This is a genomic window from Paenibacillus sp. J31R120 (genome assembly GCF_056269225.1).
In genome coordinates this window covers 1,093,606-1,106,154 of the sequence record NZ_JBWDNN010000001.1, presented here as the reverse complement: position 1 = coordinate 1,106,154, position 12,549 = coordinate 1,093,606, and the positions used below count along the sequence as shown (strand labels likewise).

Below are 12,549 nucleotides of genomic sequence, written 5' to 3'. Positions count from 1 at the left end.
ACCGTCACCCGACTAAGATTTTTAACCCATTATACTCGATTGGCGATCATTGTTGCACAGAAGTTCAGCGATATCCTGCTGCATGGCATACCAAAAAACCGCAATACTTGCGGTTGGCATGCAAGATTAGAGGTTTCATCCCCATCCGGCAGACCGTCATGAGCGGACGATGCTCCGCTCCTTCAGCTTGGCAATGACCTGTTCGAGTCCTTTGTTCTCCTGCTTGAAAAAATCGCTCATCGGACAGGCTACGCGAGTAAGTCGATCCAGAACATACGGAATATTAAAGGTTCGTACCGATAACTGCTCATTAACCTCCTCCCAATAAAGCGGTGTGGCGACAGTCGCATCTTCGTTCCCGCGCGTCGAGTAAGGACTGATGATCGTTTTGCCCGCAGCATGCTGAATGTAGTCGATGTACAATCTTCCGCCCCGGTTCTTCTTCAATCGCTCAATGGTAAAATCGTCCGGAAACTGCTCGACCAAATAATTCGCTAAAAAGGACGTAAACACTCTGGCATCGTCATACGTCAACTGGCTGTTCGATGATACCGGGATATGAATTTGCAGACCTTTTCCGCCTGAAATCTTGGGAAAGCTGATAATTCCGAACGAATCGAAAATGCGTTTCATCTCCGTAGCCGCTTTCACCGCCAACTGGAACTTCTCACGGCTTGGCGGGTCCAGATCAAGCACAATTTCTAGCGGGCGATCGTTTCCAATCGCTTGAAACGGAATATGATATTCGATCGCCAGTTGATTGCCAAGCCAGCATAACGTGGACAAATCATTGCAGACGATATACGATTTGTCGCCTTCTCGCTCGGTAGCAATGAAGGAAGGCGCATAATCAGGGCAATCCTTCTGGAAAAACGATTCCCCCGGTATCCCTTGCGGATAGCGGATTAGCGTTAATGTCCGGTTCTGCAGAAACGGCAGCATATAAGGCGAGATTTGAATGAGATAGGCAAGATAGCCCTCTTTGTCGATATGAAGCTCCTTCCATACCAGCTTCTCGGGATGCGTAATCCGAACCTCGGAGTGGACGATCGTATTATCCCTGATGAGCTTATCCCAAGTGCATTCCGCAGAAGGTACGGCCAGCTGAAACGAGATAAAAGCCGGATCGATCAGCTCGCGCTGCTCGACGGTCTGGAAGGATAACTCGACACAGATGGCCGGTGCGACAGCTATGAACGCTCCTTCAGACTGAATTTGATTTTGCTGAATGGTCTGCCTCAATGTTTCTTTGTCCCTTGCATTCAAGCCACGAAGGAAGGCTCCCATCGGTACGATTGTGCGACCTTCGTACAGCCCCACCGCAAAGGAATCCGTTGCTGCATTCAGCCCCAATATGAAAAATATGCCTTTATACCGTTCCCTTTGCCTTCGCTTGGGGAATGGTTGGAGAAGACCGCTGCCCATTTGCTGATGCCCGCCTTTCATCTGGCTTCATTTGGCAATAGCTTGTCCATTCCCGCTGTGAATATCCAGATGACATGGCAGTAACAAAGGTAGCCGAGGCTCTGCTTCTACGGATACTGACTTTTCTCCACTTTCTATCGTTTACAGCTTAAATGGTACGATGTATTGATGGCATACGGTCTCATATCCCAAGGATTGGTATAGGCGAATCGCGGTTTTATTATCCTCGACAACGTTCAAATAAATGTGCTCGCTAATCGCGTAGCCCGTACGTGTCAGCTGTGCGCATATCTTCCTGCCATATCCACGATTTCGCCAGCTCGCATCCGTGCCGATATTGCCCAGTTCCACATAGTCCTCTGAGTAAATATGATAGCCCCCCAGAGCGATAAGCTCCTGACCCGCCCATATACCGTAAAAAGGATACTGCAGCTCTTCCCTGGTAAATGCCATCGTGTTCCATTCAGCCAGCCTCGATTCGATCCGGTTGTAGCTCTCCGGCTCAAGACGAACAACTTGCTCATCAACCGGCGGAAGCGCCTCCGGGTGACGATGCTTCATCAGTATAATCGGAGTAGCGGGGCTTATGATTTCCAGCTGCTCTTCCAACAAGTGCTTGTCTTCCGCATTCACCATACAACTCCCGACCGCCTCTTGCGGCAACTTCAACCTCTCTAACATGTCGATCATAAGCGGCTTCAATCGGAAGGATTCATGCACCGGATAGACGGAAAAGGCATGAAAGGGCATGCCTCTCAAATAAGCCAGCACGCCTAGCAGTTCTCCATTCGCGGAGTAATGACCAACTTGAACCGTACGTGCTCTGCGCGCAGTAAGATAAGAGTAGTATAAAAAGTGCCTCTCTCTGTCCATGACAGCCAAGATGGCATCCATCTCCTCGGGTGATAATAATCGAATCATAAGTCTTCTCCTTAACGTATTGCTTGATGAATGCTATCGTCTCTTCATCTGCCGCGAGAAACAGAATGACGACAATAGCGGTTACTTTCATTTAACCATAGTCCGGTAAGAGAATATAGCTTCCCATACAATCGAAAGAGGAAGGGCTCTGATGAGCCCTTCCTCTTTCCGTTCCCGCTTGATTACTGAATGGTCAGATTGAATCCGTTTTGAATCAAGTACACGTTCGGATGCGCAATGTCATTCGTCGTCAAGTTATTGAATGTTGCGGAGCCATTGCCTGTATACGTGTAGATGGCAGCACCAGGATGCGGTGACGTGAAGCGCGAGGTCAAGATGCCGTCCTTGCCAGTGCCGTTAATATTAATATTGTTGAATACGATATTCTCGAAGCCGCCGCCGTAGCCAAACTGAATAGCGCTGCGCTGCGTGTTGAGGATATCGATGTTCGTGAACGTCACGTTTTTGATCGGATCATTGGACGCTTCCAGATCGATCGCCCCGCGTTCGCCATTGTATAGATCTTTGCTGGTGCCGCTGTTAATAATGGTCGTATCCGAGAACAGAATACCGGTATTGTTCTGGAAGTGATACCCCGGGAATACCGTATTCATTCGGATCGCTGAGCCGCCGACCGTGTCGACGATCAGATTATGGGTCGCTTTGTGACCGCTGCCGCCGAAGAAAGCGATAGCCGCTGCACGCCAGTTGTTCTCGATTGTATTGTAGGAGAACGTGTTGTTCACGCCTGCAGGCGCAGCATTTACGTTACTCGTCCATACAGCCAGACCGTCATCGCCGTTATTGCGAATGCTGCTGTTGCGTACAGTGGAATTGCTGGTGCCTTGCGCGAAGTTAACCCCGTCCGCTAGGTTGTTGCGGATACGACTGTTCTCGATAATCAGACCGCTTGCTATAATTGCCGGTGTATGAGCATAATCGCCTACCCAGAAGCCGCATTCAAAATGCTCTACCCATACGTTGTGCACCTTGGAGTTGGTGCCGAAGTTATCCATGAAGCCCTTGTAGATCGCTTGCTCCCCATAACGTGAGCGCAGATTGGAGTTCATATAAATGTGGCTGAAATCCAGCTGGCCAGTCACGCGGAATGAAATGCCGCCTGATGCCTGATTCGGGTTCGTAAACTGGATATTCGTATGCCAGATGCCCGCACCCATAATGGTGATGTTATTGATTTTGTTGGCTACGCTACCTACCTTCCACATATTGCCCAGATGGAACGTACCGGCAGGAATGTACAGGATTTTGCCGGATGAGACAGCCGCCTCCACTGCAGCTTCGAATGCTGCAAGATCGTCTTGGCCGTCATTCGCGACCGCACCGAAGTCGGTAACGGATACCGAATTTGCCGGTCGGGCAATAGCCGTCGGTACGGATTCGATCTCCAGGAAGTCTACGCCGTACTCCAGACTGTCAGCATTGGATTTCTGAATGCGAATGGTGTCTCCCGGCTGCAAAGGCGTATCCATCTTCCAGTGAACCTCGTCGAACCGGAAGAGCGGACGGCCGCCAGCCGGCGTATCGGCCGGATGATCGCTGGAGAAGTATTGCCAGCTGTAATAAGATGTGAGCGGCACCGTCTTGGCTTTGACACCATTGACATACACATCCAGCGATCCGTTCAAGCCCATGCCATTAGCCGAATCCGGCATCGTGAATCTCATCGTTACGCCGTCCCCGCCCTCTCCCGGCCGAATCGTCCACTGAGCATAGGAGCCGTTCGATGGAAGGGAGATATAACGTTGCCCCGAAGCTTCCGATGCGGTCAACGCTTGATCGAATGTAGGCGCGGATTGCAAAGCAGCTCCGCCGCCTCTCGTGGCGTCATCCGTGTCGTAACGGGTATATGGCATGCTGGCTCCGCGCTGGGAGTAGACAACCAGGTTCGTGTTGCTGACATTATTGGATTGTTTAATTGGCAATTCATTACCATCGGCTGCAATCGTAGTGGTCAATGTATAGTTGCCTGGTGTTGCTGTCCAAGTCCCGGGCAATGTCACGTTTGCGGATGCACCTGCAGCAAGTACGCCGTTATAAGATCCGCTAAACGTTTGAAGTGTGGAACCCGCCGGATTTTTCAGGGCTACTGTAATGCCATGGGCGCCGCCAGTTGAAGCCATATTGCCTTGGTTCTTCAAATTGACAGTCAATGACACAGTATTGCCCGCTACCGGATTGCTTGGCGTCCAGGATACCGTACCGACCAGATCGGAGCTCGCGACTGGCGCAACTACAAGCGGTGTAGAATGAGTGTAGCTGTTATTGGATTCATTCAGTTCGATGACTGAATTGTTCTCATCCACCTTCGCATGAACGGAATAAGATGCCGCAGTCCGATTGCCTGCATTCAGCGACACCGTGGTCGATGCCCCTGCTGCAAGCCCGCTAACTGGCGCAGAGCCCGCTAGTGTGTTGTTCAGGTAGAAATTCACAGTCGTGGCTCCCGAAGGAGCTGTGCCGTTGTTTTTGACTGTAGCATTTAGCGTAATGGCATTGGTCTCAATCGGAGATGCCGGCGACCAGGACATGCCCGTAATAACCAGGTCCGGGTTCGCTGATGCTGTACCGAAAACCTGGAATTCAGCCACTTGTCCGGCTGGCGCGCCGGAATTCGCCGTGAAGTTCAATTGCAGACGCTTCACGGTTGCTGTAACCGGAATCGTCACTGTATTGCCGGTCGCAGGGTTAAATGAATAAGACTGAGCCGATACCAGATTGCTGAACGTCGTAGCAGCCTGGTTATGTCCCAGTACTTGAATCGTCTGGTTGCGCGAGCTCCATGCCGTCGATGGATTCAACTTAAGCACAATGGACGTAATGTCATGGTTCGCTCCCAAGTCAAGCGTCAGCGTACTTGGATTGCTGCCTCCCTCCCAATACGTGTCGGTGCTGTTGTCATTGGCATTAGCAGCCACAAATGTGAATGTGCTGGAGGATGCAGTAATGGACTTGCCGATCGCAATATTGCTGCCCGGAGGCGGCGTTGGCGTCGCGGTTGGCGTTATAGTCGGTGTTATTGTTGGTGTTGGTGTTGGTGTCGGTGTTGGTGTCGGTGTTGGTGTCGGTGTTGGCGTTGGCGTGGATGTCGGAGTTGGCGTTGAGCTGGCCGCCTCTACAGTAATTTGATCAAGATTAACGTTGCCGGAATCGCCTGAATCATATTTGTATGCGATGGTGTTCGTTCCTGCATTCAGATTGACGCTCTCCACCTTGTTGCCCCATGTATCCCAGTTGGCGAGATTAGGCAGGCTGGTTTGCCGCAGCTTCGTGCCGTTCACATAGAGACTAAGCGTCTTGTCGCTGCCGCTCGCATTGGCGTATTTCAGCGTCACATTATGATTGCCGCCCGCTTGCGCTTGAACGGTAAAGGTTGTAGACGCCCCTTGAGTCCAATAGCCGTCGACGAAACCCGTTCCGGAGTAACCGGTATGATCCGTATTCACTTTGGCTCCGCCGGATAAGGCAGCCGCTTCCGCTTGATACGAGCCTGTCGGCTGCGGAGTCGCAGTAGGCGTTGGTGTCGGTCCGCTTGCGCCATAGATTTCGAATTCGGATAGCTGTGCCGCAGGCCAGCCTGAATTGTTCGTCACTTGCAGGCGGACATACCGTGTGCTTGTGGCATCAAAGTTGATCGTAACGGAGTTGCCCGCTACAGACGGATTAAACACATAGTTCGAAGAACCGACGAGCGTCGAATAGGTCGATCCATTCGTGCTGCCTTGAATGGCGAGCGTCTGCGTCCGTGTCTCCCAGTTCGCCGGAAGCTTCAGCACAATCTGATCGATGCTTGTGCTTGCTCCGAGGTCCACTTGAATCCATTGCGGGAATGCGTTATTCGTACTTTCCCAATACGTCCCTTGATTGCTGTCTTTTACATGATTCGGGCTATAGGTTTGAGATTGGCCGCTTGCCGTTATGTTTTTGCCTAGCGTCAGATTAGGCCCTCCTGCTGCTTCCGCCGGTTCGCCCGGTCCAATCGATTGGAACAATGTTGTTAATAGCAAGGCTGCAACAAGCGACCATGCAACATACTTGGTCCGCATTTTATTCCTCCTCCATTTTTTTAGATGCGAGAAAGGGTGAAGCCTATGTCTAGGTTTGAAAGCGATTACAACTTATTGGGTTCACGGTATCGCTATATCCATCCTTCTCCTCCTCCCTTCAGACAAGTAGCAGGCACCGCCTTGCTTGCCATACATTTTCATTATAGAAATGGATTCGTCGAAGCTATAGAAGCATTTCTACGGAAAATGTATGCGTTTCCAAGATGATCAACATTTATTTCCTATGTTTAGAAGTAATTCCTGTGCATTTCAATAAACATGGAAAGCGCGGACATTAAGCTTATCTACTTGTACCTCGAAGGATAATATGAGCGTTCCTGATGCACCCTATTGCCATTGGGGGATCATGGATGTCTCAATAGTTGAATCGAAACAAAGGAGCTATGTTCATGAAAGCTGTACGGGATTTAATGTCTACCGAATGTAAAACGGTAACCCTGCAAGACAATGTCCATGAAATTGCAGTCATAATGGCTGAGAATGATACCGGATTCGTACCGGTCGTCGAGACAGAAGACCACAAGAAAATTATCGGAGTCGTAACTGACCGTGACTTGGTGCTTCGGGGGTATGCGCAGAAACGTCCGGGCTCCTGTCCGGTGCAGGACGTCATGAGCGGTTCTTTGATTACCATCTCGCCGGATCAAGATGCAGAAGCTGCAGCAGATTTGATGGCTCAGCATCAAATTCGCAGGCTCCCTGTGGTGGAAGACGGCAATCTGGTTGGTATTATTACGCTTGGCGATCTGTCGCTCGGCAGCACAACCGGACGCGATGCCGGTATCGCGTTAAGTGAAATTTCCGAGGAACATCATTATTTGCAATAGCATCTGTCGTGACAACGAAAACAAGGAGCTCCTTGCGCGCTTGCGCTTGGAGCTCCTTGTTTTTAAGAACCGCAACGTCATACATGCGGCTCTCTCTGAAAATAAATGCAGGCTGCCCTGCTTGTTACATGCCATTACGCCTTGCTCTTCTTTTAATAATTGTACTAAGAATCGCCATGAATACGAATCCGCCAACGAATCCCCCCACATGGGCATACAAATCCACATTCGGTACAATTATGGAGTATACAATACCGACAATAAGAATAATCGTGACCGTCTTGGAGCTATCCGCATCCAGTACATCTTTTCTGAAGAGCGACAGGAACAAGTACGCGCCGTAGATGCCATAGATTCCTCCCGATGCCCCCGCCCCGATATACAAATCATGATGCAGGAAATAACTGAAGATATTGCCTACAATACCGGAGGCCAAGTAGAGCACGGCGAATTTCCACACACCCAGCATCCTCTCCAGCGGTGCCGCAAAAACGTATAGCGAGAAGCTGTTCATAAGCAAATGCATAAAGCCAATGTGCAGAAACATCGAGGTGATGTAGCGCCATAGCTCCGGCTCTATCGCCCCTCCGCCGAACATTGCGCCGAATCGGTACAGCGTCTCGACTTGCGTAGAGCCTCCCGACAATTCCAATAGGCCAAACATAACCAGATTAATTACAATAATGATGCTGATCACCGGATACAGCCTCATATACTCCCGTAAACTTTCTCTTCTTAGAAACATAAGCCAACCGTCCTCTTCTCGCTCACATACGCGTATGATGTTGTCATTCCCATGCAGCATGGTCATTCGATCAGGTGTGTACTGTCCATTATAGTTCAAACTGAATAAACTGTTCAAATGAATGCAGACAAGAATACCCATCCCAAGGACATTGAAACCCGCTATTCAAGCGGGGCTTCTTATGTTGACGTGATCATATAGTTGTGCAGGCTAACTTAATAGCTAATTTTTTGAGCGGCGGTATCAAACCTTAGAATGAGCATGTGCCCATCACTTTACACGATGAACTTGGAGATAGCCATTCATATTGCCCCCGATTTGGACGTCAATCTCCTCTCTCTTCACCGTTCCATTGTTGTAATGTGCCATAAAAACGAAAGTTAGCGTGCCGTCCGGCAGGTTCTCGAAGGTTGAATCCCATAGTTCGCCTTTCCATCTGGCATGGATATTCCCGGATGCCCTCAGCTCTGTCCGGAACGTACCCATCGTTACCTCAACGCGTTCCGCTCTTGTGGCTGTTCCCGTAGCTGTCGTGCCCGCTTCGAGAATAAACTTCTCTCCTGCCCAGAATACATGGTAACCGCGCGGCGACTCCTTATTGCCGGATTGCTTCATATTAAAGGCTTGGCGATGCTCATTCCACAGTTCCGTATGCTTCACCGCCCCGGTAACGCCTAGCGGCAATACTTGTAATGTTTTCGTAACGATGACAGGAGCTGCTTTCCCGTCGCTAACTGTTAACTTCATCGACCAAGTCCCGAGCTGGTTTAATCGTACAACAGGCCCGTTAGCAGGATAAGGATGATTGAAGGTATAGCTGTAAGGAAGCTTAGTGCCTGAGGGACTGGTGAGCTCGTACTGAATGGACAATACATCCTTGTCTTCATCGCTGACATTAGTTTTGAAAGTCACCGTATCTCCTTCATAGATAGGCTGAGGTGACCAATCGAAATCGCCTGTCGGCGGTCGGTTCAATACGATATAGAAGTATTTTGGCGCTGAATATGGGCTCCAATCATATCCGTCATACACTTGCACCTCTGCCCGGTATCTTGTATGTTCTGCAAGCCCTGCACTTGATGGTACGTCATGGTAATTCCTCGACGCCGTAACCGATTGAGTATCATAGATGAGCGCTCCATTCTCGCGCTTGATCTGCAATCGATACCGTTGTCCGGTATGGCCGTCCGGATCGCTCATCTGCCAAATGATACGTGGCGTTAAAGTATTGAACTCGGTGGCTGTCGCGTTTGTTGCGCCGCTTGGCGTTGTGATCACAACGCTTGGCGGTCGATTATGAACCATTAAGTTTAGTGTAATCTCTGCAGTCGCTCCATCATTGTCTGTAACAATTTGACGAATATGCCATTGTCCGATTGAGGCAAAGACGCGATCAAAGTCGGCCAGCTGCGTATAGGGCCCCTGTGCACCATTTGGCGGCGTTACAAAGTATTGATGCTTGTCAATATAACCATCCATATCCGTTGCTGTGCTGGTAATCCTTACAATCGTATCGATAAAGGCAGGCGTTGGCATCATTGTAAATCCAGGGATCGGCTTTTGATTGACGATATGGATTTCTCTCGATTCAATTTCACTCACCGCGCCCAGTTGATCGATTGCCCAATTCTCAAGCAGGTACTTACCTTTTTGCTCAAAAGTGATCGATATATTTTGCTTATCAAACGATCGAATCTGGCCGTCTGGTGCCGTAAGCTTCCAGTAAGACTTCAGGCTGGCAACGTCTTCCGTGTCCTTATCTGTTCGTGTAGCCGTGTACGTATAAGGCTCATAGATATAGCCTGTCCAGGTGCCGCTCGTTATGGCCGATACCGGTGCATGGTTGAGCACATCGAAGGAATGGGTTTCGTAGGTCGAAGCTCCATGCGGGTCGGAAGCTTTGAGCTGAAGCATCCATGTGCCGACCGCCGCTTTGCCAAGTCCTCGATCGCGGATCCGGAATGACAAGTCCTTGGTTGTTCCCATTGCAAATTCCTTAGAGCCATAAATGAGCGTCCATTGATAGCTGACAGGATCGCCGTCCCGGTCCGGGTTAACCGTTCGGTTAAAGGCCCTGTTCAGATCGTCCCGATAAACCGGCTCTAGCGGATCGAACTGTGCAATTGGCGGATCGTTCACAATATCCATAAAGTCCGTATGTGTATTAGACCACAAAGGCTCTGCCACGCGCGGGTGATCCTTTACGCGGAGCGTGATGGTGTATTTGCCAAGAGCCGGTAAACCTTGCTGCGCTGCATACTGTTTAATGAGCGTGCTTGACGGTTTGTTGGAACCCTGATAAAGCTGTACGCTGCCTTTCTTCACCGTCCATACCCTTTGCCCGATCGGATCGTTGTCCGGGTCATAAGATTGGTCCAAGAACGTCGCCGTACCGTTTAAGGATATTGTTTTGTTGTCGATCGTAAAGAGCGCAACCGGCGGCCTGTTAAATGGATTCGTGGATACGAAACGAATCGTCTCCGGCGACCACGCGCCGTCCAAGTCCTTGACTCTTAAGGAAATAAGATAGTCTGTGTTCGGATTTAGCACGCTTGGCGCTTGGCCGTCTGTCCAACCGGCATCGTCTACGCGCTTCCACTTCCATACCTTTTGAATAACGCCTCGATCGGGATAAGAATAACGATCAAGGTCATAGGATAGGTCTGTAACCGTTAGCTTGCGAGTTGGATCGACTATGGCCTTGAAGTCGGCTACAGGCGCACGATGCACGTACACAACCATTCGCGAAAGTGAATCCTTGCTCCACTGACGATATTCATCAAATAGCGGATTCGTAGAGGGATTGTCTTGTACTTGGGCTACGATTTCATACATGCCGACCTTCGTAAAATACTTGATCGGCTCCAGCGTATATTGGCCTGTCCCTTCGAGCATCCCCATGTTGTTCTCGTAAATATTCGGGTCATGCGTGGTTCGCCAGCGTTCCGTTCGCTTCGGATCGGATTCGGCATCCTCGTAATACGTCTGAACGGTAATTTCTGATGAATACTCCCCTGTGACTGGATCTGCATTCAGTACGATATAGTTAGTTAGCTTTTTCACATTCGTAATCGCCGTACTCTTGATGTAGTTCATCGTGCTCGTGACAGCAGAAACTAAATTAATGTTGTCATAGAAGGCTCCCAATTTGTTGTTAGAAGCGACGATGTTATTGAGAGTCGTTCGATTCGTCATGCTGCCAATGCCTAAGAAGTGAGCGTTATACTCTTTCAATGTTGTAATTGTATCGTCATAGACCAGTTCATCGTCCAGAGCTGGCATCAACGGACTATGGACATAGGCAATATAGTTGTTCTTGTTGTAATCCCAATGAGCCAGGTATAGCAGCTCCTGCAGGTTCTTCCGATCTGCCTTGATGACCTGCATGTTCACGCGAATGTTCGCAAGCCGCAGGTCAATTAGGCGTTGGTTGAATCGATTGCGGATCTCCTGCTCGGTATAAGGCGTGTCACCGATAATCACATGCAAGTTGACTTCTCTCCGGTCGGTGATGAAGCTGCTGAGATCGGAGAAAGCCGTTTTCAAGTTCCCGTTATTCAAAAAGGTTCCGTTGTGGCCGATGTTCTCCAGCAGCCTATAGATTTGATCCTGATTGGATGTTGTACCAAGTCCGATGAAGGACATATTGTGTTGCGTGAGCAATGCCGCAATTTCGCCCATGCCACTTGCTCGGGCAATGGTGTTCAGCGAAATATCGTCTACACGCACATAAATTTTTTCAGCATCAGGCCGCAATGGAGCTTCAGCGATAATATCTTGGATCGTACGAGTGTTCGAATTGTACCAATGAGGATATCTCAGAATACTATTGAGTCTAAAGTTAGCAATTTTCTTTTCCTCACCTGTATCCACATTTAGTATTCTAAGGCCGTAACCGGTTCTATCATCCCCATGGCTGTAAATAACATTTGAGCCTTGGATACTGTTTATACTTACTATGTTGGATGAACCAGGATACTGAAACGAAATTGGACGAAGAGAGTTGGGATCGTAAACATCCTCCATAATCCAATATGTTCTGGTGAAGTCAACAAACACCTCTTTTGGCCACATCAATAATAACCGACCATCATCCAGAGCCCGAAAATCATAGATATAAGGCAATTTCTCTAGAATCTTGGTCTTAGAATCATCTTCTTGGTTGTAAACCCATATATCGTACGTGGATGATGAATTTCCCGGTGTTTTTACCGACCAAAAAAATAAACCATCGCGCGATAGCTGCATCGATTTATCTACATTCGAACTTCCTAAAGATATCTGTTGCTGTTGTGGTGTCCGGTAGTTTTTTAGAACATATAAGCTTTTACTCGTTTCGTTCCAGAAGTGATACTGATAATAATAATTGTTTTTGCCCATAATTAGGTTCTTTGAATTTTCAGATGGTGACTGAGAGACTATCCTCTCAGAGTCCGGAAAAGTGACTTTATTGTAACTAGCATTCGGATCAACTTTATAATTTTGCCAATTTATACGATAGGTTCCTGACCAAATCGGATGACCGCCGGTTAAAACATAGATATTA

6 protein-coding genes are annotated in these 12,549 nt (G+C 49.0%); 1 reads left to right on the top strand and 5 read right to left on the bottom strand.

Annotated elements, in window-relative coordinates; translation table 11 throughout:
• Positions 1 to 156 precede the first annotated feature (156 nt).
• From ligD to AC0YNW_RS05065, 3 genes are all read right to left on the bottom strand, one after another.
• Complete coding sequence (ligD, locus tag AC0YNW_RS05075) at positions 157 to 1,425, bottom strand: DNA ligase D (protein ID WP_475830990.1); 1,269 nt, start codon at positions 1,423 to 1,425, stop codon at positions 157 to 159.
• A gap of 141 nt (positions 1,426 to 1,566) precedes the next feature.
• On the bottom strand, positions 1,567 to 2,346 hold the full coding sequence (locus AC0YNW_RS05070) for a GNAT family N-acetyltransferase (protein ID WP_475830989.1): 780 nt from the start codon (positions 2,344 to 2,346) through the stop codon (positions 1,567 to 1,569).
• A gap of 182 nt (positions 2,347 to 2,528) precedes the next feature.
• Positions 2,529 to 6,410, bottom strand: a complete 3,882-nt coding sequence (locus AC0YNW_RS05065) for a CARDB domain-containing protein (protein WP_475830988.1) — start codon at positions 6,408 to 6,410, stop codon at positions 2,529 to 2,531.
• A gap of 410 nt (positions 6,411 to 6,820) precedes the next feature.
• Between AC0YNW_RS05065 and AC0YNW_RS05060 the strand changes: the two genes are divergently transcribed.
• On the top strand, positions 6,821 to 7,258 hold the full coding sequence (locus tag AC0YNW_RS05060; RefSeq protein WP_475830987.1) for a CBS domain-containing protein: 438 nt from the start codon (positions 6,821 to 6,823) through the stop codon (positions 7,256 to 7,258).
• Positions 7,259 to 7,382: 124 nt separating this feature from the next.
• Here the strand turns inward: AC0YNW_RS05060 and AC0YNW_RS05055 are convergent, their stop codons facing one another.
• Positions 7,383 to 8,003, bottom strand: coding sequence for a rhomboid family intramembrane serine protease (locus AC0YNW_RS05055; protein WP_475830986.1), 621 nt, complete (start codon positions 8,001 to 8,003; stop codon positions 7,383 to 7,385).
• A 270-nt stretch (positions 8,004 to 8,273) separates the two neighbouring features.
• Positions 8,274 to 11,684 carry a fibronectin type III domain-containing protein gene (locus AC0YNW_RS05050; RefSeq protein WP_475830985.1) on the bottom strand — a complete coding sequence of 1,137 codons (3,411 nt, stop codon included), beginning with the start codon at positions 11,682 to 11,684 and terminating at the stop codon, positions 8,274 to 8,276.
• Positions 11,685 to 12,549 lie beyond the last annotated feature (865 nt).